A 21,092-nucleotide genomic window follows, 5' to 3' on the forward strand; every position below is an offset into this window, starting at 1 on the left:
TGGTCATGCATTCGAATACAGTCGGCAAATGAACACTTTGACGAGGTATCCGCTTCATCGGGCGTTCATCGCACCGGCGGAGTCTGCTGGCGTCGACGACCTGCCTCGACACCTCGCACGCCACGCACCGGGCTCCGTCCCGGTCGGCGGCCCACCTCTCAGGAGTGACTCACATGTCGCTGTCCCGCCGGGACTTCGTCAACCGTTCCACCCTCGTCGGGGCCGGCGTCCTGATCGCCGGTAGCGCCGAGGCGCTGGCCAGCGCCCCGGGCGCGATCGCCGCTCCGGTCGGCGGTGAGGTGCAGGACGCCGCGACGGCCGACGCCGAGCGCGCCGCCGTCGGCTACGGCCCGCTGGCCGCCGACCCGGAGAAGCTGCTCGCCCTGCCCAAGGGCTTCAGCTACAAGGTGGTGAACCGGGCCGGCGTCACCAAGCTGCGCACCGGCGAGTTCACCCCCAGCAACCACGACGGCACCTCCGCCTTCGAGGACGAGCGCGGCGGCAACCTGCTGGTCGTCAACCACGAGCTGGGCGGCGCCCGCGCCAACTGGCCCCACCCGGTGCCGCTGACCGAGGGTCACGTCTACGACCCGGGCGCGGCCGGTGGCTGCACCATCGTGCACGCCAAGCGCAACGGCACGGTCGAGCAGTGGGTCGGCATCGCCGGTACCGCCACCAACTGCGCCGGTGGCGTGAGCCCCTGGGGCACCTGGCTGTCCGGCGAGGAGACCGAGGACAAGGCCGGCAAGAACGGCTTCACCAAGGACCACGGCTACATCTTCGAGGTCGACCCGTTCGACGACGACTACAACCGCGACCCGCAGCCCGTGAAGGCCTTCGGCCGTTACGCGCACGAGGCCGTCGTGGTGGACCCGAAGCGCGGTCACGTCTACCTGACCGAGGACGCCTCGAACCCCAACGGACTGCTCTTCCGCTGGACCCCGCCGGCCGGCTTCAAGCACGGCCGCTACCAGCTCCGCAAGCTGGCCGCCGACGCCGGCACGCTGGAGGCCTTCAAGGTCTTCGACGCGCAGGGCAAGTTCATCGACGACCTGTCGCGCGCCACCAAGGTCGGCACCACCTACGGCGTGGACTGGGTCAAGGTCCAGGACCGCGACGCCCGGACCGTCTCGGTCCGCAAGCAGTTCAAGGACGGCGAGGTCACCCGCGCCCGCAAGCTGGAGGGCATGTGGTGGGGTGACGGCGGCTTCTACTTCGTCTCCAGCTTCGCCCGCTCGGAGAGCCCGCTCCAGCACGACGGCCAGGTCTGGTTCTTCAACCCGGTCCGCCGCACCATCACCCTGAAGGTGCTGCTCGGCGTGAACACCGACGTCTGGGGCGACCACGACAACTTCGACGGCCCGGACAACATCACCGTCTCGCCGTACGGCGGCATCGTGATCGCCGAGGACGGCGAGGGTGTCTCGCACCTGTTCGGCGCCACCGAGGACGGGCTGACCTACCCGATCGCCCGCAACGAGCTGAACATCGGCACCGCCGAGAAGCCGGAGTTCAGCGAGTTCACCGGGGTGACCTTCTCGGACGACGGCAAGACGCTCTTCGCCAACATCCAGACCCCGGGCATCCAGCTGGCCATCACCGGCCCCTGGCACCGCCTGAACGAGCACAAGCGCGGTCAGGGCTACGGCGCCTGATCCGGTAGCACCGCGGTGAGGGGAGGGGTTCGCTTCGGCGGGCCCCTCCCCTGCTCGGCGGGCCCCTCCCCGGTTTGGCGGGCCCCTCCCGGCGTCCGGCCACCGGCGCGCGGGCACGTCACTCCGAGCCCGGCCGGCCGGGCCGCGGGCCTACTCCGGCGGCAGTCGCAGCTGGAGCATGGCCAGCAGCCGCTGCTGCGGCTGCGCGAGGTCGACGCCGGTGAGCTGCTCGGCCCGGCGCACCCGGTACCGCAGCGTGTTGGGGTGGATGTGCAGCGCGTCCGCCGCGACCCGGACCTCGCCGAGCGCGTCCAGCCAGGCCAGCACCGACTCCGCGAGCCGGGTGCCGTGCCGGCGGTCGTACGCGGTCAGCGCGGTCAGCCGGGGGTCCCGCAGGCCCGAGCGCTCCTGCAGCAGCGCGAGCATCTCGCTGACCAGGACCTCCGCCTGGACGTCGATCAGGGCCGCGACCTCCAGGTCCACCCCGCCGCGCCCCATGGCGTCCAGGATCCGGTCCGCCTGGGCCCGGGAGGCGGGCACCTGGGCCAGACCGTCCACCGTCGAGCCGATCGCCGCCCGCAACGGGACACCCAGGTGGTCCCGGGCCGCCTCGACCACCTCGCGCGCCCAGTCGCGGACCGTCGTCATCGGCAGACCGGCCGGCAGCTCCGGCAGCAGCACGTAGACCCGGGACTCGATCGGGGCGAGCAGCGCACCGCGATGGCGGGCGGCGGTGTGCACCGAGATCAGGCCGGTCACCTCGGCGCGGGTGAGCGCCTCGGTGGTCGGGGCGCTGTACGCCAGCACGGTGGCCGGGCGGCGCAGGTCCAGGCCCAGGTGGGTGGCGAGCGACTGCGGTCCGGTCGAGCCCTCCAGCAGACCGGTGAGCAGCGTGCGGGTCAGCCGGACGTCCGCCGACAGCTCCCGCCGCCGCCGGACCAGCTGGGCCGCCGCGACCCGGGCCGCGCCGACCAGCGCCTGCTCGGCGAGCGGCGCCAGCGGCTGGGCGCCTTCCTGCACCCAGATCGTCCCGAGCGGCTGGGCCCCGGTCCGGATGCCGATCGCCAGGCGCCGGCGCAGGCCGAGCTCCGGGTGCGGGTCGACCGCGATCGCCGAGTCCGAGGTGCGCAGGTGCTGGAAGATGCCCCACTCGCGGAGCTTCGAGAGATAGGGCTCGGGGCCCTGCCAGCCGAGGATGGAGAGCCGGCGGAGGTCGTCCACCTCGTCGGAGTCGGAGGACCGGGAGTAGGCCAGCACCCGGCTGGAGGTGTCCTCGATCGAGACGATGCCGTGGGTGAGCACGGCGACGGTCTGGGCGAGCGAGAAGAGGTCGCCCGCGTTGTGCTCGGGCGCGCCCGGGGCGTCCGGGGTGTTCGGTCCGGCGATGATCGCGCGGGCGAGCGAGTCCAGGTGCTCCCAGCGGGTCTCCCGGCGGACGGAGAGCAGGGCGACGCCCGCCTCGGTGGCCGCCTCCCGCAGCGCGTCGGCCTGGCCCGGGCCGTCCAGCTTGACGGCGACGGCGGCGGCGCCGGCCCGGCCGGCCGCGCGCAGGGCCGGGAGCGCGGCCCGGCCCCGCGCGCCGATGGCGAGCACGAGTTCGCCGGGAGCGGCGGTGGGAGGGTCCTCGGGGTCGAGGATCGCGACGTCGCGGACCGGGACGTCCAGCCCCTGGGGGGCGGCCTGGAGCTCGACCAGCGGTTCGCCGAGGGACATCAGCAGTTGACGGAGCGGGAGGCCGGCGGGCTGGGACACCGGCGGCTCCTTCATGCGGACGGACAACGGCGTACCGCCGATTTTAGCCGGGCGGACAGCACGCGGGGCGGTGAGCGGCCGGTCCCCGACCGGTGGACCGGCACCGCCCGCGCCACCGCTCGCGCGCCGGCGGCCGTGACCGCCCTGTGACCCCTTCGTCGGGCTGGACAACGCCGTACGGGGGACTTTAGCCGCCCGGCCAAACAAGTGGGGCCCGGTGCAGGAATAGCGTTCGTCCTGTGGCCGACGTGCGACCCGCGTCGGCATCCCGCATGAACCGAAGGAGAGCGTGCGCTCATGGATGCTGTGACCCAGGTCCCCGCGCCGGTGAACGAGCCGGTCCACAGCTACGCCCCCGGGAGCCCGGAACGGGCTCGCCTGGAGGCCAAGCTGAAGGAGCTGGGCGGCCAGGAGCCGGTCCAGCTGACCATGACGATCAACGGTGAGCGTCGCCTCGGCGGCGGCACCGAGATCCACGTCGTCCAGCCGCACAACCACGCGGCGAGGCTCGGCACTCTGCGCAACGCCACCCAGGCCGACGCGCAGGACGCCATCGACACTGCCCTGGCCGCGGCCCCGGCCTGGCAGGCGCTCTCCTTCGACTCCCGCGCCGCGATCTTCCTGCGCGCCGCCGACCTGCTGGCCGGCCCCTGGCGCGAGACGCTGGCCGCCGCCACCATGCTCGGCCAGTCCAAGACCGCCCAGCAGGCCGAGATCGACACCCCCTGCGAGCTGGTCGACTTCCTGCGCTTCAACGTGCACTTCGCCCGGCAGATCCTGGCCGAGCAGCCGATCTCCTCGGACGGCGTCTGGAACCGCAGCGACCACCGCCCGCTGGAGGGCTTCGTCTACGCGATCACGCCGTTCAACTTCACCGCCATCGCCGGCAACCTGCCGACCGCGCCGGCGCTGATGGGCAACGTGGTGCTCTGGAAGCCGTCCCCGACCCAGCAGTTCTCCGCGCACCTGCTGATGCAACTGCTGGAGGAGGCCGGGCTGCCCAAGGGCGTCATCAACATGGTGACCGGCGACGGCCTGGACGTCTCCGCCGTCGCGCTGAAGCACCCGGCGCTGGCGGGCATCCACTTCACCGGCTCCACCGCGACCTTCCAGCACCTGTGGCGCACGGTCGGCGAGAACATCGCCGGCTACCGCACCTACCCGCGGATCGTCGGCGAGACCGGCGGCAAGGACTTCCTGGTCGCCCACCCGTCCGCCGACCCGGCCGTGCTGAAGACCGCGATGACCCGCGGCGCCTTCGAGTTCCAGGGCCAGAAGTGTTCGGCGCTCTCCCGGGCGTACGTCCCCGCCTCGCTGTGGGCCGGCCTCAAGGACGCCTTCCGCGACGAGGTCGAGGGCCTCACCATGGGCGACGTCAGCGACCTGTCGAACTTCATGTCGGCCGTCATCGACGAGCGCTCCTTCGCCAAGAACAAGGCCGCGATCGACCGGGCCCAGGCGGACTCGTCGGTCGAGGTGCTGGCCGGCGGCACGTACGACGACTCGGTGGGCTACTTCGTCCGCCCGACCGTGCTGGTCTGCCAGGACCCGGCCGCCGAGTACTTCAAGGACGAGTACTTCGGCCCGATCCTCGCCGTGCACGTCTACGAGGACGAGAACTACGAGCAGATGCTGGCCCAGATGGAGTCGGTGTCGCCGTACGGCCTGACCGGCTCGATCATCTCCCAGGACCGCGCGGCGGCCCAGGACGCGATGCACAAGCTGCGGTTCGCGGCCGGCAACTTCTACATCAACGACAAGCCGACCGGCGCGGTCGTCGGCCAGCAGCCCTTCGGCGGCGGCCGGGCGTCCGGGACCAACGACAAGGCCGGCGCCAAGCAGAACCTGGCGCGCTGGACCTCGACCCGTTCGGTCAAGGAGACCTTCGTCCCGCCGACGGACTACCGCTACCCGCACATGGGCTGACCTGCCCCGCCGACGCCCGGTCCCGCAGCCGGGCGTCCCCGGGGGCGGGCGGCCCCACCCCCCCGGCCGCCCGCCCCCGCCCTCTCTTCTGCCACCCTTAGAAGCACCAGCTCCAGGAGTCACGATGCTCCGTTCCGCCCTTCTCGCGGCCTCCCGCTCCCCGCAGGTCCGCACCGTTGTCGAGAAGTTCCCGCCGACCCACGCGATAGTCGAGCGGTTCGTCGCCGGCGAGGCCCTCGACGACGCCGTCACCGCCTGCGACGACCTGGTCGCCACCGGCCGCAAGGTCACCCTGGACCACCTCGGTGAGGACACCAAGGACGCCGCCCAGGCCGCCGGGACCGCCGAGGCGTACGAGCACCTGCTCGCCGCGCTCAAGGACACCGGCCTGGCGGCCGGCGCCGAGGTCTCGGTGAAGCTGTCGGCCGTCGGCCAGTTCCTCCCGGTGGACGGCGAGAAGATCGCGCTGGAGAACGCCCGCCGGATCTGTGAGGCGGCCGCCGACGCGGGCACCACGGTGACCCTCGACATGGAGGACCACACCACCACCGACTCCACCCTCGCCATCGCGCGCGAGCTGCGGGTCGACTTCCCCTGGCTGGGCGTCGTGCTCCAGGCCTACCTGCGCCGCACCGAGGCCGACTGCCGCGAGTTCGCCGGCGCCGGCTCCCGGGTGCGGCTGTGCAAGGGCGCCTACAAGGAGCCCGAATCGGTCGCCTTCCAGGGCAAGCACGAGGTGGACCTGGCGTACGTCCGCGCGCTGAAGGTCCTGATGGCCGGCGAGGGCTACCCGATGATCGCCTCGCACGACCCCAACATGATCAAGATCGCCGGCCAGCTCGCCCAGTGGAACGGCCGCAAGCGCGACTCCTTCGAGTACCAGATGCTGTTCGGCATCCGCCCCGAGGAGCAGCTGCGCCTGGCCGGCGAGGGCAACACCATGCGGGTGTACCTGCCCTACGGCGAGGAGTGGTACGGCTACTTCATGCGCCGGCTGGCCGAGCGCCCGGCCAACCTGACCTTCTTCCTGCGCGCCATGGCGACGCGGGGCTGAGGCACCGGACCGCGAACGGCCCGCACCCCTTGTGGAAGGGGGGTGCGGGCCGTTCGTCGTCTCCGGGCCTACAGGAAGGGCTTGGTGTCGAGCTCGAAGCCGAAGGGGGCGGGCAGGTCGAGCGGCTGCCCGAAGGGCGCCAGGTGGACCTCGGTGTACTCGTCGCGGAGCGGCTTGCCGAAGATGCTGACCTGGGACTTGTCGCGGTCGATGAGCAGGTAGAGCGGGATCGCGGCGCGGGCGTAGCAGTGCCGCTTGGCGATCCGGTCCTGGTCGGGCTTGGTGGACGTCACCTCGGCGACCATGGCGACGCCCTTCGGGTCCATCCAGGAGGGGGCGCCGCGGAACAGGCGGAGCTCCTCCGGAGCGAAGGTCGCATCGGGGACGACGTGGTTCTTGGGGCAGAGTCCGCCGCTCGCCAGACGGAGGCCCTTGCCACCGGAGACGCTCATGTCCGTAGCGGACTTTCGGATGACCTGCTTGACCAGATGGCTGATGTAATCCTCGTGATCGCCGTCCGGCGGTGGTGTCACGATGATCTCTCCCTCGATGAGCTCGGCCCGGAAGCCTTCGGGGGAGTGCAGGCTCAGGAACCCCTCCAGGAGGATGTCTTCCTCCGACGGGGACTCCGAGATCGGTTGCTCATGCGCCACAGCACTCATGATGCCCCTCCTTCAGGTGCCCGTCACGCTAGTCGAGGATTCGGCGAAGTATGCCGTGTACGGCGCTCTTTCACTCGATGGTGTGAGCGTGTCGGTCGCCCTAGGATCGCCGTGCTGGTGAACCGTGGTCGGGTCAGGTCGAGTTGGGCAGGTGACTGTGGTGCTGAAGGCCTTCGCGGAACTGTCGACGCCGTTGGTGGCGGACGCGTGCGTGCGGCTGGGGGTGGAGTTGCGGGCGGCGCCGGCGGGGATCGCCCCGGTGGTGGCGGGGGCCCGGGTCGCGGGGCGGGTGCTGCCGGTGCGGCACTACGGGAGCGTGGATGTGTTCCTGGAGGCGTTCTGTGCGGCCGAGCCCGGGGACGTGCTGGTGGTCGACAACGGTGGGCGGGTCGACGAGGCCTGCCTCGGCGACCTCGCGGTGCTGGAGGCGCGGTCCGCCGGGGTGGCCGGGGTGGCGGTGTGGGGTCTGCACCGGGACACGTCGGAGCTGGTGGAGATCGGGCTGCCGCTGTTCAGCTACGGCGCCCTGCCGCTCGGACCGGTGCGGCTCGACCCGCGCGAGCCGGAGGCGCTGGTCACCGCGCGGTTCGGGGCGCACCTGGTGAGCGCCGGGGACGTGGTGTTCGGGGACGCCGACGGCCTGCTGTTCGTACCGGCCGCGCGGGTGGCCGAGGTGCTGGAGGCAGCCGCCGGGATCGCGCGGACCGAGCGCGCGCAGGCGGAGCGGATCCGCTCCGGCGACACGCTGCGCCGGCAGACCGCGTTCGACGACTACCTGGCGCGCCGGGCGGTGGACCCGTCGTACAGCTTCCGGCAGCATCTGCGCCGGGTCGGCGGCGCGATCGAGGAGTAGCGCGGCGGCGGGCCGGGGTTCAGAGCGCGCGGTGCATGACGTGCAGGCCGACGTAGCCGTGGACGGGGTGGCGGAAGCCCTCCGGGAGGGTGCCCAGGATCTCGAAGCCGAGTGACCGGTAGAGCCCTACCGCGCGCTCGTTGGAGGCCACCACCGCGTTGAACTGCATGGCCCGGTAGCCCGCCGCCCGTGCCCAGTCCAGGGTGTACTCGGTGAGGGCGCGCCCGACGCCCCGGCCGGAGTGCGCCGGGTCGACCATGTAGCTGGCGCTCGCGATGTGCGAGCCGTTGCCCTGGTGGTTGCGGTTCATCTTGGCGCTGCCGAGGACGGTGCCGTCCTCGGCGACGGCCACCACGGTGCGGTGCGGCGCGGGAAGGAGCCACCAGTCACGCCCCTGCTCGAAGGTCAGGTCGAGCGGGTAGGTGAACGTCTCGCCGGCGGCGGCGATGGTGTGGAAGAACGGCCAGACGGACGGCCAGTCCTCGGGGGTGGCTTCCCTGATCAGCACCCGGACAGGATGTCAGGTCGTCCGGACGGTGACCAGCCGTTTTCGGGTGCCCGGGCGGCGGGCCCGGGCACCCGGGGGGTCAGAGCATCGAGGCGGCGGGCTTGACCATGGCGCGGGCGGTCTTGGCGTCCACGTACTCGCCGATCGCGGTCATCACCCACTCGCCGGAGTACTGCCGGACCAGCTTGCACATCACCACGCCGGTGTGCGGCTCGGACGAGGTGAGGTCGAAGCGGACCAGTTCCTGGCCGGAGCCCGCGTCGGTGAGGCGGCAGTAGGCGTTCTTGACCTCGGTGAACTTCTGGCCGGAGAAGGAGTTGACCACGAAGACCAGGCCGCAGACCTCGGGCGGCAGGCCGTCGAGGTGGACGGTGATCGACTCGTCGTCACCGCCGCCCTCGCCGGTGAGGTTGTCGCCGGAGTGGACCACGGAGCCGTTGAAGATGCCCAGCTTCATGAACCAGGCGGTGTCCATCTTCTCGCGCTTGGCGTCGAAGGCGATGCAGGAGGCGTCCAGGTCGATGTTGCGGCCGCGACCGGCGGGCTCCCAGCCGAGGCCCATCCGGACGGAGGAGAGGAAGGGCTTGCCGTTCTTCTCCAGCGAGACCGAGCCGCCCTTGGTGAGGCTCACCCGGCCCTTGTCCAGGGTGACCTTGGTGAGGCTCGGCGCCGCGGCGGCGGGCGGTGCCGGCGGGGCCGGCGGCATCGGGGGAGCGCTCTGCGGCATCGGCGGGGCGACCGGGGCGGCCACGGGGGTGGCGGCCGCGGGGGCGGGCTCGTCCTCCACCGTGACACCGAAGTCGGTGGCGATGCCGGCCAGGCCGTCGGCGTAGCCCTGGCCGACCGCGCGGACCTTCCACGCGCCGTTGCGCTGGTAGACCTCGACCACGATCAGCGCGGTCTCGCGGCCCAGCTGCGGCGCGGTGAAGGTGACCAGGACCTGGCCGGAGTCGGCGTCCCGGACGGTCGCGGTCGGCTCGATGCCGGCGAAGGTGGCACCGGACTCGTCGGGGCTCGCCGTGACGACGATCTTGGTGATGCCGGCGGGGACGGCGGAGGTGTCGATGGTGATCGCGTCCGGGGTGCCGCCAGAGGCCGGGCGGTGGGTGACACCGGGGCCGTTCGGAGCGTTGAAGAAGACGAAGTCGGCGTCCGAGCGCACCTTTCCGGCATCGGTCAGGAGCAGGCCGGAGACGTCCAGCGCCTTGGGTGCGGTGACCTCGACGGTCACCCGCGCGGCGGTCAGCGGGGCGTTGCCGCCTTGGGTCAGGACCGTGGACACGAACTCCTCCTCGGATGCGGTGGCACGGCGTGCGGGACCCGAGTCGGGGCCGCCGTGCCGAGTGGTACCCACAGTAACGAACGGGGTTGTCGAGACGAGCCCGATCAAGGCGGTGACCTGTCGGGTTGTCGGACGGTCGGTCAGCTCGCCGGGGCGGCGAACGTCCCCAGCGCGGCGACGGCCCGGGGGCGGTGGATGCCGAACGCGGAGGCGCTCCAGCTCTCGGCCGGGGCGGCCTTGCGCGGGCCGTCCGGTGTGCTCTCCCCGGGGCGGGGGGCGGCCGGTGCGGGCGCGAACGGGGACGGCGCCGACGCCGACGGCGCCGCCGACGCGGGTGCGCCGGTGGCGGGCGCGGTGGCGGGGAGGCCGCTGCGGACACCGAAGGTGTAGCGGCCGGGCGGGACGTCGGTACCCGCCGGGGTGGTGAAGCGGCAGACCAGCGTGCCGCGTTCGTGGAGGGTGGTGACCACGGCGCCGGCGAGGTCGGTCCAGGCGGTGGCGTCGACGCCGTCGGGGGCCGGTTCGCCGGGAGCGAGCCGGAGTTCGGCCTGGAGCGCGGTGAGCGGCTCGGTCACGGTCAGGGTGAGGACGTGGCGGGTGCCGTCGCGGCCGAGCGGCTGGACCAGGGCGGATCCGGTGAGCGCGTCGTCGACGGTGCCGTCCGGATCCGGGTCGGTCCCGTCGTCGTCCCGGCCACCCGGTAGCGCCGGGGTCGGTGGGGGCTCCGACGTCCCCGGCCGGGCGGTGGTCCAGTCGTCGGTCGGCGCCCCGGTCGGCCGGAGTTCGGGTGCGAACGGGCGGGCCGGTGACGGCGACGGGGCCGGCGGGACGGCGGAGTCCGGGAGACCGGGCTGCTGGTACGGCGGCCGGTTCGCGGGAGGCCGCTCGGCGGTGGTCCAGGGACCGTCCTGCGGGGAGGAGGGGACGACGGCGCCCGGCGTCGGGGCGTCGACGGGCCCCCGGTCGACGCTGCGGCCCTCGGCGAGCGGCAGCGTCGTGCCCGTGGCGGGCGGGCGCGGCGCGGGGACGCCGGAGACGGGCGGGTACGAGACGTGCGAATCGGACGCGGTCGGGCCCGAGGGGCGGACGGTGGGCCGTCCGGAGGGCGCCGGCGGCGTCGACGCGCGCGCGGTGTCGGGGGCCGAGGCGAGGTCGGCGCGGTCGCTGCCGGGGGTGGGCGGCGGGCTCGACCCGACCCGGGCCACCCCGGCCCGGCGGCCGACCCCCTGCTGCTCGTGGAGCAGCCAGGTGGTCGCGATGCTGATGCCGACCACGGTGGACATCGCCATCGCGGCGCCGGAGAACCGCAGGGTCGGCAGCCGGAGCCGGCCGCCGAACGGCTTCGGCCGGCCGTGCCGCCCGTGCCGCTCGCGCTGTGTGTGCTGCCCGATCTCCTCGCGCGGAGCCACCCCGACCCTCCCTCCCCGAAGCCGTCGTCGAACTCGCCGCATTCTCCCACGCGCGGCCGACGTGCCCGAATCGCCGTCATGGGCGGACTTCCGCCGGCTCGCCCGGGGTCGTCCGGGGTCGCTCGTGCGGGTCCGCCGATGGACGCGCGGGGGCCCGCGCCGACAGGGGGACGAGCGTACCAGCGGGCGCCCGGGCCCTGGCCAGACCTTGGGAAGGATCGATCCACTCCGTGGACAGCCTTTCCCTGAACGGAAGTTGACGGTCCGTCTGACAAGGTCGCGGCGGAGTGGGTAAGGAGTCACCGGCGGGCACGGGGATTATTGCAACCTCCTTGCAACCCTTGCCCGTCCGGCCGGTGGTGGCGCAGGCTGGGGGCATCCCACGCCGTCCCGGAGAGACCGTCATGCCGTCCGACCCGCTGTCAGCACCCTCCAGTGCCCCTCTCGCCGCCACCCCCACGGGCGGCGATGAGGCAGGCTCCACCGCCGCTCCGGCGGCGGTGGAGGAGGTGCTGACGCTGCGGATCTCGTTGGGCGAGGAAGTGGTCGGCGAGGTGCGGACGCGATTCCGGTTCGACGCCGAGCGCCCGTACGAGGTGCTGCTGACGTTCCATCTGGGCCGGCCGGACGAGGCCGATTGGGTGTTCTCGCGTGATCTGCTGCGCGACGGCCTGCGCTCGTTGAGCGGCCAGGGCGACGTCAAGTTGTGGCCGGCCTACTGCCCGTGCCACGGCTCGACGTTGCACCTGGCGCTTGAGTCCCCTCACGGCAGCGCGCTGCTGGAGGTTTCCAAGCCCAAGGTGCAGGCGTGGCTGGACCGGACGTACGCCCTGGTCTCGGAGGCGGCCGAGCAGACCTACGGCCCGACCGACGCCCAGCTGTCCGCGCTGCTGGCCGGTGGCTGATGTCCCGCCGCCGCGGTGACCGCGTCGCCCGGGGCGCGCGGTCCCGGTAACGGGGGAGCCCCCGGCAGCCGGACGGCGCCCGAGGCCAGGCCCGCCCGCAGTCGGCGCACGGCCGGCGCGGAGGAGACCGGCAGCAGGTCGTACGGGTCGTCCGGTCCGTCCACGGTGACCAGGACCGACTCGGCGAACCGGTACGGCCGGTGAGCCAGCAGTCCGCCCAGGTAGCGCCGCAGCCGGGACAGTTCGGCCCGGACCGTCACCGTGCGGGCCGGATCGCCGAACAGCGCGTCGGCGAGCTGCGCCGCGCTGTGCCCGGCGCGCTCGGTGGCGAGCAGCAGCAGCAGTTCGGCGTGCCGCGGGCTCAGCGCGTGCGACCAGCTGCCGGCGGCGCCGCGCACCGACAGCTCGGGGCGGTCCGGCCGGCGCAGGTCGAGCCGGAGCCGGGCCCCCTCGGCCTGCTCGGCGGTCACCGCGGCGGCGCCCTCCCCGGCCCGCTCGCCGTCCAGTTGGCGCACCGGCCGGACCAGCCAGCCGTCGGCGAGCGGCTCGATGACGCACTCGCCGAGGCCGGGCAGCCAGTGCACGGCGGTCGAGCTCCAGCCCTCGGCGGGCAGTCGCAGTCGGACGGGTGACGGCAGGCCGGCCGCGCAGGCGATCCAGCCGGCGGCGTCGACCACCAGGGCCGGGCCGTTCACCCGGGCCAGCAGCGGGGCGGCCAGGGTGCGCAGGTGGTGCAGCGACTCCAGGCGGCGGGCCCGCAGCTCCGTCTCGGCGAGCCGGGCCGCGGTGGCGGTCAGTTGCAGGAGGTAGGGCCGGACGCTGGTGGCCGGACCGCTGAGGTTGATGGCCCCGACCAGCCGGCCGGTGCCGGGGTCGTGCACGGGGGCGGCGACGCACGTCCAGGAGTGGTGGCTGCGCAGGTAGTGCTCGGCGGAGTGGACCTGCATCGGCCGCTGGGCGCGCAGCGCGGAGGCGATGCCGTTGGTGCCGACGCTCTCCTCGATCCAGCGGGCGCCGGTGAGGAAGCCGATCCGGTCGGCGCTGCGGCGCAGGCCGCGTTCGCCCTCCTGCCAGAGGACGTGGCCCTCGGCGTCGGCGATGGCGAGGATCAGCGGGACGTGGTCGGCCGGGTCCAGCAAGGTGTCGCGCAGGACCGGCAGCAGGACGTCGAGGCCGCTGGCGCGGCGGCGGTGCTCCACCTCGGCGGGGCCCAGGTGGACGGTGGCGGCGCCGGCGTCCGGGTCCAGGCCGAGCCGGCGCAGGCGGGCCCAGGAGTCGCCGATCTCGGGACGGGGTCCGGACAGCGGCTGTTCGGTGTCGGTCGGGTCGGTCTCCCGGGCCGGGCCGCGGGTCACGGGTTCGGTCAGGGTGCGGTCGTGGAGCCTGGCCAGCTCCGCCGAGGTCGACGGAGTTCGGGGCCCGGCCCGTCGGGTCTGCCGTCCGGTTTGCCGCACTCGTCCTGCTCCTCGCCGCCGATCGAGGGCGCGTCGGGGCCGACGCGCTGACGAAAGAGTACGGGGGTCGCCCGGTCCTGGGGACGGGGTCTGCCAACTAGGGCCGATGAGCGGTATCAGAGTGGACATGCCAATGAGTGATGGGTGTCCCGGCACCGGGAATCGGCCCGGCGCACGCCCCGGGCGCGGATCAGCGCGGACCGCCCGACTCCTGCTGGGCGGCCTCGACGGTGCGGTGGAGGTCGGCGCCGGCGTCCAGCGTGGCGGCCGTGGTGAGCGCCAGGCAGGCGGCGAGGACGAGCGCGGCGGCGGTCCGGCGACGGCTGCCGGAGGCGGCCGGGCGCGGTTGCAGCAGGGCCGCGACCCGGCGCGGGACCGGGCCGGAATGGGCGGCCGGGGCCAGCCCGGGCCGGGCCGGGCGCGGCGAGCGGCTCGCCGCCAGGGCGGCCCGGCCCACCGCGCGGGCGGTGACGGTGCGGTCGCCGACCTGCTCGGCGGCGACCTCGTCGGCCCAGCGCTCCAGGTGGTAGCCGAGCGGCGCCCGCAGCGCCCGCAGCGCCGGATGGACCGCGGCGGCGTGTTCGGCGAGGGCCAGGAAGAGGTGGTGGCGGCCGGCCAGGTGGGCGCGCTCATGGGCGAGCAGCGCGGCCCGCTCGGGGGCGCTGAGGGCGCGCAGCATCCCCGCGGTGACCACGATCCGTCCCGGTTCGCCGGGCCGTCCGGGGCGGCGGAGGCGGCCGGGAAGGGCGAAGGCGTCGGCCCGGTCGTCGTCCAGGACGGCCAGCGGGTGCTGTCCGGCCGGGTGGAGCAGGGCGTGGAGCACGGCGCGGGCGCGGTGCCGGAGAGCGTGGAGGTAGTGCGTGAGGGCGCGCGTGCGGGTGGTCTCCCGGGCATCGTTGGTGCGCGCTCGGCGCATGGAGGCGCACGGGGGGCGCATGTCCGGATGCTGGTCGCCGCGGTGCGGTGCGGTCGGCGACGGCCGCGCCGCACCGGCGGGGGTGCCGGGGGCGGCCGGGCTCGCGGGGCCGCCGGGGCTCGCGGGGCCGAGCGTCGCGCGGGCGGTCCGCAGCTCGTTCCGGCGCAGGCGGGCGGTCCGCAGGGCCAGTGCCGTCAGGACGGTCAGCGCCGCTCCGGCCGGGGCGGCCGGGAGCCCCGCGGCGGGTGCGGCGGCGGCCGGCCAGGGCAGTGACAGGTGGCCGAGCGCGGCGACGGCGGGCAGTTGGAGAAGTCCCTCGGCGGTCAGCAGCCCGAGTGAGCAGAGCGTGCCGACGGCCAGCACGGCGGAGGCGGCGGCCAGCGTCCAGGCGGCGGCCCGGGGCGGCAGGGCGTCGGCCAGCCGGCGGGCCGGCCGGGCGGCGAGGAAGGGCAGCAGCAGCGGTACCCAGACGGCGAGGATCACGGGGCGACCGGTCCGGCGGCGCCCCTCGGGTCCGCGCCCGCGCCGGTGCCCGGCGGTGCGTCCGTGTCCCCGTCCGTGTCCCCGTCCGTGCCTCCGTCCGCGCCTCCGCCGAGGAGCTCGCGCAGCAGGCGCTCGTCCTCGGTGGAGAGGTCGGAGACGAAGCGGGCCAGCACGGTCGAGCGGTCCGCCTCGCGCCCCAGCTCGGTGTGCATCCGGCGGGCGGCGAGGCCGGCCGGGTCCTGGACGGTCGGGGTGTACGCGTAGGCGCGTCCCGCCCGGGTGCGTTCCACGGTGCCCTTGTCGTGCAGCCGGGCCAGGATCGTCGCGACGGTGGTCCGTGCGAGGTCGCCGCCGAGGGCCGTCTGGACGTCCTGGGGCGTCAGCGGTTCGCGCGCGGCCCAGAGGGTGGCCAGCACCTCGGCCTCCAGCTCCCCGGCGGGCCGGCGGGCGGACGGTACGTCGGACATGGCGGCGATTCCTCCAGGTTTCGTCTACAGTCGTGTAGACCGTCTACGTCACTGTAGACGGTCGAGGGCGTGCTGCGCAGAAGTCGCCCTCCAACGTACGGGAGGTCCGCCAGCCTTGCTCCAGTCGTCCGCCGCTCCGGCCGTTCACGCTCTCGCGGTGAACCCGCTGGACGCCTCCTCGCTCCTCGCCGCCTTCGGGGCCCTCGGGATCGCCGCCGTGCTGTTCGCCGAGACCGGGCTGCTCGTGGGGTTCTTCCTGCCCGGTGACTCGCTGCTGTTCACCGCCGGCCTGCTCTGCGTCCCCGGCGCGACCAAGGGGCCGCAGCTGGAGCTCTACCAGGTGTTGCCGGCCGCCCTGGCGGGTGCGCTGATCGGCGCCCAGGTCGGCTTCCTGATCGGCCGGCGCGGCGGCCGCGCGCTGTTGCAGCGCTCCGAGAACAAGAGCCTGAAGCACGGGGTCGAGCGGGCGGAGGAACTGCTCGCCAAGTACGGGTACGGCAAGGCGATCGTGCTCGGACGGTTCATCCCGGTGGTCCGGACGGTGCTCAACCCGCTCTGCGGCGTGCTGGAGGTGCCGGTGCGCACGTTCACCCTCTGGCAGGTGGTGGGCGGCGTGGTCTGGACCGTCGGTGTGGTGCTGGCCGGATACGCGCTCGGCTCGTCGGTGCCCAGTATCGACCGGTACCTGCTTCCCATCATCGGTCTGGTAGTAGTTGTCTCCGTGATCCCGATTGTTCTTGAATTGTTCCGGGCCCGGAAGGCCCGGCGTCACGGTGGTGACGCCCGATGACGCCCTCCCGCGCGCTGGCCGTCTACGACGGCAGCGGAATCGACGGCGGTCTCTACACCCGGGTGGTCGGGTGGGCGGATGCCGCGCCGCACTGGCTCGACCAGGTGATCAAGGTCTGGTCCGCGCTGGGGCTCGGCCTGTTCGCCGTCCTCATGGTCCTGGCGTGGTGGCGGGCGCGCGGCGCCGGTCCGGCCGTGATGGCCAGGGTGCTGGCCTCGCCGCTGGTCGTGGTCGTCGCCTACGTCGTCAACTCCGGGTTCAAGAGCGTGGTGGAGGAGGTCAGGCCGTGCGCCCAGCTCGGGGTGCGCGGCACCCTGGAGGCCTGTCCGGGCGCCGGTGACTGGTCCTTCCCCAGCAACCACACGGTGATCGCCTTCGCCGCCGCGACGGCGCTCTGGTTCGCCGACCGGCGGCTGGGCGCGGTCGCCGCGGTCGCCGCCGTGCTGATGGGCGCCTCCCGGGTCTGGGTCGGCGTGCACTACCCGCACGACGTGCTGGTCGGCGCGCTGGTCGGGATCCTGGTGGCGGTCCCGCTCGCGCTGGTCGCCGGACGGGCCGCGCCGCTGGTCGGGCGGGCGCGCGACGGCGCGCTGCGACCGTTGCTGGGCGCGGGCGCCGTCGCGTCGGCGGCCGGTGGCCGGCCGTCGCTGGAGACGCAGCGACGCTGACTTCCGTGACCCGCCCGGCCCTTGTGTGGCCGAGGTGGCGGGGAGAGCATGTGAGCCGGGCGTGGGGCCTTCGACGGGCACCCGCCCGGCTCAGTCGTGCCGGGGTGCCGCGGCTCCCCGGCGTGTCCGTGGAGGGAAGTGCCGCCGATGCCGTACCGACTCGACCCCACCCAGGGTGACCGGCCCGCCGAGGAACTCCGCAAGGGCGTGGAGGGACTGCTGGCCGAGGCCATGGTGCTCACGCTCGCCACCGCCGGCCACGAGCACGGCCCGCACGCCAACCTGGCCTTCTTCGCCCACGACGACGACCTCGTCCTGTACTTCGTCAGCGAGCGCGCCACCCGGCACAGCCACCACCTCGGCGAGGAGGCCAGGGCGTCGGCCGCGGTCTTCGTGCCGCCGCCGGTCTTCGGGGAGCGGCTGCGCGGGATCCAGCTGACCGGCAGCGCGGGGGAGGCGTGGGGGCACCAGGCGGAGGCGGCGCTGGCCGCGTACCGGGGGCGGTTCCCGTCCTTCGCCCGGGAGGAGGACGTCCGGCGACAGTTCCTGACCGGGGGCGGGGCGGCGGCGCTGTACCGGTTCCAGGTGGAGGAGCTGACGGTGGTGGACGAGCCCCACTTCGGGCGGCGCAACTATCTGCGGGCGACCGTGGTGCGCTGAGCGGCCGGCTCCGCCCCGGGCGGGGGCCGGTCGGGTTTCGCCCCGGGCGCGCCCGGGGCGGGCGGGCGCCCGGGGTGATCGGGCCCGCGCCGGCCGGCCGGGCCCCTGCGCGCCGGGTTGGCTATACAACTTTTCGGTCGGTTCACCTGTGCGCCGCTGTTCGGACTCCCCTCGGCCACCTCGCGGCACCAGCCTGGCCGCATGAGAGTCATCGTCGTAGGAGCAGGCGTGCTCGGCAGCATGCACGCCTGGCAGGCCGTCGAGCGCGGTCATGAGGTCGTCCACCTGGAGCGTGAGGCCGAGGCGCGCGGCGCCTCCGTGCGCAACTTCGGACTGGTCTGGGTCAGCGGCCGGGCCGCAGGGGAGGAGTTGGACACCGCGCTGCGCGCCCGCGAGCTGTGGGAGCGGATCGGCGCGAAGGTGCCCGAGCTCGGCTTCCGGGCCAACGGCTCGCTCACCGCGATCCGCACCGAGGCCGAACTCGCCGTCGCCGAGCAGGCGATGACCCTGCCCGACGCGGCCGCGCGCGGCTACCGGCTGCTGGACGCGGCCGAGACGCGGGCCGCCAACCCGGCGCTGCGCGGCAAGCTGCTCGGCGCGCTCCGGTGCGAGCGGGACGCCGCCGTCGAGCCGCGCACCGCCCAGCCCGCGCTGCGCGCCGCCCTGCTGGCCAGCGGCCGGTACACCTTCCTCCCCGGGCGCGAGGTGCGCGAGGTGATCGGCGAGAACGCCGTCCGGGACGACCACGGTGACGTCCACACCGGCGACCTCGTCATCCTCTGCACCGGCGCCTGGCTGGGCGGCCTGGTGCGCGAGCTGGCACCCGAACTGCCCGTCCGCAAGGTGCGGCTGCAGATGATGCAGACCGACCCGCTCGGCGAGGAGCTCACCACCTCGGTCGCCGACGGCGACAGCTTCCGCTACTACCCGGCCTTCGCCGGGGACGCGTTGGAGCGGCTGAAGGCCGCGCAGCCGCAGCCGCCGGTCGCCGCCGAGCACAAGATGCAGCTGCTGATGGTCCAGCGCAAGGACGGCGGCCTCACCATCGGCGACACCCACGAGTACGACCAGCCGTTCGGCTTCGACGTCGTCGAGGATCCCTACGACCATCTGATCGGGGTGGCCGAGGAACTGCTCGGCCGGCCGCTGCCCCGGGTGCGCCGCCGCTGGGCCGGGGTGTACGCGCAGTGCGTGGACACCACCCGGGTCGTCCACCGGGAGCGGGTCCGCGACGCCGTCTGGCTGGTCACCGGCCCCGGCGGCCGCGGCATGACCTGCTCGCCGGCCATCGCCGAAACCACCGCCGAACTCACCAATCTCTAGAGGTAGTTGACATGTCGATTGATATCCGTCTCGTTGTGCTCGACATGGCGGGCACCACGGTGGCCGACGACGGCCTGGTCGAGCGGGCCTTCCAGGCCGCCGCCGGCGCGCTCGGCGTCGAGGCCGGCAGCCCCGAGCACGCGCGCATGCTGGAGCACGTCCGGGCCACCATGGGCGAGTCCAAGATCTCGGTGTTCCGCCACCTGTTCGGCGAGGAGGAGAAGGCCCGGACGGCCAACGCCGCCTTCGAGGCCGCCTACCACGACCTCGTCGACGCGGGCCACTGCGCCGCGCTGCCGGGGGCGGCCGAGGCGATCGCCGAACTCCGGGGCCAGGGCCGCACGGTGGTCCTCACCACCGGCTTCTCCCGGTCCACCCAGGACCGCATCCTGACCGCCCTCGGGTGGGAGTCGATCGCCGACCTCACCCTCTGCCCGGCCGAGGCCGGCCGCGGCCGCCCCTACCCGGACCTGGCGCTCACCGCCCTGCTGCGCACCGGCACCGAGTCGGTCCGGCAGATCGCCGTCGCCGGGGACACCGGCTACGACATGCTCACCGGCACCCGGGCCGGTGCCCCGGTGGTGGCCGGGGTGCTGACCGGTGCCCACGACGAGGCGCGCCTGCGGGCCGACGGCGCGACGCACGTGCTGACCTCGATCGCCGAGCTGCCGGCGCTGCTCGCCCGGGGCTGAGCCCGCACCGGCCCCGGCTCCCCTCCTCGATGGGGGGAGCCGCGGCCGGGAGCACGGTCGTCGGCGGGGCGGGTTCGGACCGGGGTGCGAGCCGGACCGCTCCCAGCGCGGTGGCCCCGGCGGCAGCGGCGGCCACCGCGCCGATCTGTGCCCGCCGGACGAGGCGCCGCCGGCGGCCTCCGGGCGGCTGGGCCGGTCGCCGGTCGCCGGTCGCCGGTCGCCGGTCGCCGGTCTCCGGGCCCGGTGGAGGTCCGGGCCCGGCCGGTCTCAGCGGGCGCCGAGGAGGGCCGGCAGCTCGCGCATGTCGTGGAAGACGACGGTGCCCGGTCCGGTCAGCCGCTCGGCCGGGGTCAGGCCGCCGGCGTACCCGAAGGAGCGCATGCCCGCCGCCCGGGCGGCCCGGACGCCGGGCGCGCTGTCCTCGACCACCGCGCAGGCGGCCGGCGGGACGCCCATCCCGGCGGCCGCGTACAGGAAGAGGTCGGGGGCGGGCTTGCCGCGGTCGACCTCGGTGGCGCTGTAGATCCGGCCCGCGAAGCGCCGGTGCAGACCGGTGCGGCCGAGGGTGTGCGCCATCTTCTCGTGCGAGCCGCTGGACGCGACACAGGTCGGCAGGGAGATCGCGTCGAGCGCCTCCGTCAGGCCGTCCACCGCGGTGAGGCCGGCGTCCACCTGCTCGGCGTGCCGGCGCACGAACTCCGTCGACCAGTGCGCGGCCGTCGCTTCGCCGAGCCGCTCGGCGACCTGCTCGTGGATCGACGCCTGGGAACGCCCGATGAACCGGTCGACGACCTCGGCCTCGGTGAGCGGCCAGCCCAGTTCGGCGCCCAGCGCGACCTGGACGCGGGCGGCGATCCGCTCGCTGTCGACCAGGACGCCGTCGCAGTCGAAGATGACGAGTTCTATCGGCGGAGCGGGTGAGGTGATCATGGCGGCAGCCTAGTGAGGGCCTCCGCCGCGCGGAGCCGGGCCCGCGCGGGCCGGTTGGTGCCCGTTCCCGGCGGGTCGTGCCCGCGGCGCGCGGACACCCGAAAGCCACGCGGCGAGACGGTGGGAAACCTGCGGTGCGGGCCCCGAAACGGCGCCGCAACAAAGGAGTACGCGGTATTGCCAGTGCTTCCCGGGAGCTTCTACAGTCGCTCGCATGGCAGCTGGAGAGTTCTTGGCTGCTCGTCGGCATGTCGATTTCGGACGGCTCGCGAGCACCCTCTGTACGGCCGACGCGACGTGATTCGGTGACGGTGCCCCGGTAGCTGCGCGGGCCCGGCCGGAGCTCGTCGGGATTCCTCGGAACACTCCTCCCACCTGCACGGTTCGTGCGGCTGGGGGAGGAGACCGGTTTCTTGCAGGCGGATCGCCGGCCCCTCGCCGCCTTCCCGGGTGCCGTCCGCGCACGGTCGCGGACAGGCGGCGGGCCGGAATTCCGCACACCCGTCCGTGATTTCGGCGCGGCCGCGCGGAATTCCGCCGCGGCCGTTCCGGCCGGAATCGCCGAAGCAGTACGGAGAGAATTCGATGAGCGATTCGACGAGTGGCACGAGCGATTCGACGGACCATTCCGGGAGCGCGCCGGGGACCGGCGGGCCGGCCGGGGTCGGCCGGCGCGGCTTCCTCGCCGGCGCGGCCGCCGTGG

General features: G+C 74.2%; 19 protein-coding genes. 10 read left to right on the plus strand and 9 right to left on the minus strand.

All coding sequences use genetic code 11. The annotated features are described in order from the left end of the window. Positions 1-173: 173 nt before the first annotated feature. Complete coding sequence (locus ACFXHB_RS25810) at positions 174-1,655, plus strand: alkaline phosphatase PhoX (RefSeq protein ID WP_380576995.1); 1,482 nt, start codon at positions 174-176, stop codon at positions 1,653-1,655. 150 nt (positions 1,656-1,805) lie between these two features. On the opposite strand, the gene ACFXHB_RS25815 is transcribed toward ACFXHB_RS25810, so the two are convergent. Beyond that, positions 1,806-3,407 (minus strand): PucR family transcriptional regulator, encoded by a 1,602-nt coding sequence (locus ACFXHB_RS25815; protein WP_380576996.1) that lies wholly within the window; start codon positions 3,405-3,407, stop codon positions 1,806-1,808. A 297-nt stretch (positions 3,408-3,704) separates the two neighbouring features. On the opposite strand from ACFXHB_RS25815, the gene pruA reads away from it, so the two are divergent. Further along, entirely contained in the window at positions 3,705-5,333 is a 1,629-nt protein-coding gene (gene pruA, locus ACFXHB_RS25820; RefSeq protein ID WP_380576997.1) for an L-glutamate gamma-semialdehyde dehydrogenase, read from the plus strand. Between the two features lie 124 nt (positions 5,334-5,457). Beyond that, entirely contained in the window at positions 5,458-6,387 is a 930-nt protein-coding gene (locus ACFXHB_RS25825) for a proline dehydrogenase family protein (RefSeq protein ID WP_380576998.1), read from the plus strand. Between the two features lie 68 nt (positions 6,388-6,455). Here the strand turns inward: ACFXHB_RS25825 and ACFXHB_RS25830 are convergent, their stop codons facing one another. Next, complete coding sequence (locus ACFXHB_RS25830) at positions 6,456-7,049, minus strand: Uma2 family endonuclease (RefSeq protein WP_380576999.1); 594 nt, start codon at positions 7,047-7,049, stop codon at positions 6,456-6,458. A gap of 160 nt (positions 7,050-7,209) precedes the next feature. Between ACFXHB_RS25830 and ACFXHB_RS25835 the strand changes: the two genes are divergently transcribed. Then, complete coding sequence (locus tag ACFXHB_RS25835) at positions 7,210-7,902, plus strand: RraA family protein (protein WP_380577019.1); 693 nt, start codon at positions 7,210-7,212, stop codon at positions 7,900-7,902. Positions 7,903-7,921: 19 nt separating this feature from the next. Here ACFXHB_RS25835 and ACFXHB_RS25840 read toward each other — a convergent pair whose 3' ends face one another. The 3 genes from ACFXHB_RS25840 to ACFXHB_RS25850 form a co-directional block, all read right to left on the minus strand. Then, entirely contained in the window at positions 7,922-8,410 is a 489-nt protein-coding gene (locus tag ACFXHB_RS25840; protein ID WP_380577000.1) for a GNAT family N-acetyltransferase, read from the minus strand. Between the two features lie 79 nt (positions 8,411-8,489). Further along, positions 8,490-9,680: a TerD family protein gene (locus tag ACFXHB_RS25845; RefSeq protein WP_380577020.1), complete on the minus strand. Its 1,191-nt coding sequence runs from the start codon at positions 9,678-9,680 to the stop codon at positions 8,490-8,492. A gap of 152 nt (positions 9,681-9,832) precedes the next feature. Next, positions 9,833-11,101 carry a hypothetical protein gene (locus ACFXHB_RS25850; protein ID WP_380577001.1) on the minus strand — a complete coding sequence of 423 codons (1,269 nt, stop codon included), beginning with the start codon at positions 11,099-11,101 and terminating at the stop codon, positions 9,833-9,835. A 404-nt stretch (positions 11,102-11,505) separates the two neighbouring features. On the opposite strand from ACFXHB_RS25850, the gene ACFXHB_RS25855 reads away from it, so the two are divergent. Next, complete coding sequence (locus ACFXHB_RS25855; protein ID WP_380577002.1) at positions 11,506-12,006, plus strand: SsgA family sporulation/cell division regulator; 501 nt, start codon at positions 11,506-11,508, stop codon at positions 12,004-12,006. Here ACFXHB_RS25855 and ACFXHB_RS25860 read toward each other — a convergent pair. The 3 genes from ACFXHB_RS25860 to ACFXHB_RS25870 all read right to left on the minus strand — a co-directional run bounded on the left by ACFXHB_RS25860 (position 11,958) and on the right by ACFXHB_RS25870 (position 15,326). Next, positions 11,958-13,460 carry a GAF domain-containing protein gene (locus tag ACFXHB_RS25860; protein WP_380577003.1) on the minus strand — a complete coding sequence of 501 codons (1,503 nt, stop codon included), beginning with the start codon at positions 13,458-13,460 and terminating at the stop codon, positions 11,958-11,960. The genes ACFXHB_RS25855 and ACFXHB_RS25860 overlap by 49 nt on opposite strands. A gap of 190 nt (positions 13,461-13,650) precedes the next feature. Then, a complete protein-coding gene (locus tag ACFXHB_RS25865) occupies positions 13,651-14,859 on the minus strand; it encodes a M56 family metallopeptidase (RefSeq protein ID WP_380577004.1) in 1,209 nt (402 codons plus the stop codon). Beyond that, positions 14,856-15,326 carry a BlaI/MecI/CopY family transcriptional regulator gene (locus ACFXHB_RS25870; protein WP_380577005.1) on the minus strand — a complete coding sequence of 157 codons (471 nt, stop codon included), beginning with the start codon at positions 15,324-15,326 and terminating at the stop codon, positions 14,856-14,858. The genes ACFXHB_RS25865 and ACFXHB_RS25870 overlap by 4 nt, the downstream gene beginning before the upstream one ends. A gap of 157 nt (positions 15,327-15,483) precedes the next feature. Here ACFXHB_RS25870 and ACFXHB_RS25875 point away from each other — a divergent pair, with 157 nt between their 5' ends. The 5 genes from ACFXHB_RS25875 to ACFXHB_RS25895 all read left to right on the plus strand — a co-directional run bounded on the left by ACFXHB_RS25875 (position 15,484) and on the right by ACFXHB_RS25895 (position 19,459). Further along, positions 15,484-16,116 carry a DedA family protein gene (locus tag ACFXHB_RS25875; protein WP_380577006.1) on the plus strand — a complete coding sequence of 211 codons (633 nt, stop codon included), beginning with the start codon at positions 15,484-15,486 and terminating at the stop codon, positions 16,114-16,116. Next, the gene (locus ACFXHB_RS25880) at positions 16,113-16,784 is read left to right on the plus strand and encodes a phosphatase PAP2 family protein (RefSeq protein WP_380577007.1); all 672 of its coding nucleotides are present in this window, start codon (positions 16,113-16,115) and stop codon (positions 16,782-16,784) included. Before ACFXHB_RS25875 ends, ACFXHB_RS25880 begins: the two co-directional genes overlap by 4 nt. A 147-nt stretch (positions 16,785-16,931) precedes the next feature. After that, entirely contained in the window at positions 16,932-17,444 is a 513-nt protein-coding gene (locus ACFXHB_RS25885) for a pyridoxamine 5'-phosphate oxidase family protein (RefSeq protein WP_380577008.1), read from the plus strand. A 201-nt stretch (positions 17,445-17,645) separates the two neighbouring features. Beyond that, a complete protein-coding gene (locus ACFXHB_RS25890; RefSeq protein WP_380577009.1) occupies positions 17,646-18,767 on the plus strand; it encodes a TIGR03364 family FAD-dependent oxidoreductase in 1,122 nt (373 codons plus the stop codon). A gap of 11 nt (positions 18,768-18,778) precedes the next feature. Continuing rightward, the gene (locus tag ACFXHB_RS25895) at positions 18,779-19,459 is read left to right on the plus strand and encodes a phosphonatase-like hydrolase (RefSeq protein ID WP_380577010.1); all 681 of its coding nucleotides are present in this window, start codon (positions 18,779-18,781) and stop codon (positions 19,457-19,459) included. A gap of 267 nt (positions 19,460-19,726) precedes the next feature. On the opposite strand, the gene ACFXHB_RS25900 is transcribed toward ACFXHB_RS25895, so the two are convergent. Continuing rightward, positions 19,727-20,389 (minus strand): HAD family hydrolase, encoded by a 663-nt coding sequence (locus ACFXHB_RS25900; protein ID WP_380577011.1) that lies wholly within the window; start codon positions 20,387-20,389, stop codon positions 19,727-19,729. Positions 20,390-21,092 lie beyond the last annotated feature (703 nt).

This window comes from Kitasatospora sp. NPDC059327, assembly GCF_042752535.1.
Classification (GTDB): Bacteria; Actinomycetota; Actinomycetes; order Streptomycetales; family Streptomycetaceae; genus Kitasatospora.

Bases quoted from the DNA above. Each gene is read 5' to 3' on its own strand.
- ACFXHB_RS25810 (WP_380576995.1), top strand. From the start codon at position 174: ATGTCGCTGTCCCGCCGGGACTTCGTCAACCGTTCCACCCTCGTCGGG.
- pruA (WP_380576997.1), top strand. From the start codon at position 3,705: ATGGATGCTGTGACCCAGGTCCCCGCGCCGGTGAACGAGCCGGTCCAC.
- ACFXHB_RS25825 (WP_380576998.1), top strand. From the start codon at position 5,458: ATGCTCCGTTCCGCCCTTCTCGCGGCCTCCCGCTCCCCGCAGGTCCGC.
- ACFXHB_RS25830 (WP_380576999.1), bottom strand. From the start codon at position 7,049: ATGAGTGCTGTGGCGCATGAGCAACCGATCTCGGAGTCCCCGTCGGAG.
- ACFXHB_RS25855 (WP_380577002.1), top strand. From the start codon at position 11,506: ATGCCGTCCGACCCGCTGTCAGCACCCTCCAGTGCCCCTCTCGCCGCC.
- ACFXHB_RS25870 (WP_380577005.1), bottom strand. From the start codon at position 15,326: ATGTCCGACGTACCGTCCGCCCGCCGGCCCGCCGGGGAGCTGGAGGCC.
- ACFXHB_RS25880 (WP_380577007.1), top strand. From the start codon at position 16,113: ATGACGCCCTCCCGCGCGCTGGCCGTCTACGACGGCAGCGGAATCGAC.
- ACFXHB_RS25885 (WP_380577008.1), top strand. From the start codon at position 16,932: ATGCCGTACCGACTCGACCCCACCCAGGGTGACCGGCCCGCCGAGGAA.
- ACFXHB_RS25890 (WP_380577009.1), top strand. From the start codon at position 17,646: ATGAGAGTCATCGTCGTAGGAGCAGGCGTGCTCGGCAGCATGCACGCC.
- ACFXHB_RS25895 (WP_380577010.1), top strand. From the start codon at position 18,779: ATGTCGATTGATATCCGTCTCGTTGTGCTCGACATGGCGGGCACCACG.
- ACFXHB_RS25900 (WP_380577011.1), bottom strand. From the start codon at position 20,389: ATGATCACCTCACCCGCTCCGCCGATAGAACTCGTCATCTTCGACTGC.